At 34.3% G+C, this 501-nt stretch carries 1 protein-coding gene; it reads right to left on the bottom strand.

The genetic code is table 11. The features are described 5' to 3' along the window. On the bottom strand, nucleotides 1–460 hold a 460-nt coding region (locus tag Aba26S_RS21055), incomplete at its 3' end, for a PoNe immunity protein domain-containing protein (protein WP_043975249.1). Nucleotides 461–501: the final 41 nt, after the last annotated feature.

The raw sequence follows: 501 nt of genomic DNA, 5'->3' as shown, positions 1-501 counted from the left end.
CCGCATAACCAGTCAATAGCCCAAAACAGATCAGACGCAAAGCAATATACCAATAGTCTTCTGTTCCCAAACTGATATGCCAAACAAATCGTCCATCAGCATCAGGACTTAAATTGTATAAATGGCTTGCTTCTGCGTACTCTTCTGTCCAGTGAAGTAGATATGGATATATTTCTTTTAAAAACTCAAGACTTCCGCCTGCCGAATACTGTAAAGACATTAAATTTAAGACATCGTTTAAACGCTGATGACCTGCCGCAATATAGCCACCATATTTTTTTTCATTTTTATAATTACTAAAACCATCCGTTACGGAATATATTCCATTCACAAATGTATCAAATCTTTTGCTATACATTTTTTGTTCAAGCAAATTATCTCTAAATAAAGCTGGGTCTTTTATTTCTAAACTTAACCACTTATGCCAATCTATTGTCTGCTCATTTACTTGTATGGACATTTATTAACGCTCCAGCATGTCATTCGGTAAAAGTAAAAAAA

Origin of the sequence: Acinetobacter sp. NBRC 110496, assembly GCF_000876115.1 — a bacterium.
Taxonomy (GTDB): domain Bacteria; phylum Pseudomonadota; class Gammaproteobacteria; order Pseudomonadales; family Moraxellaceae; genus Acinetobacter.
This window is presented reverse-complemented; position numbering and strand designations above follow the sequence as displayed.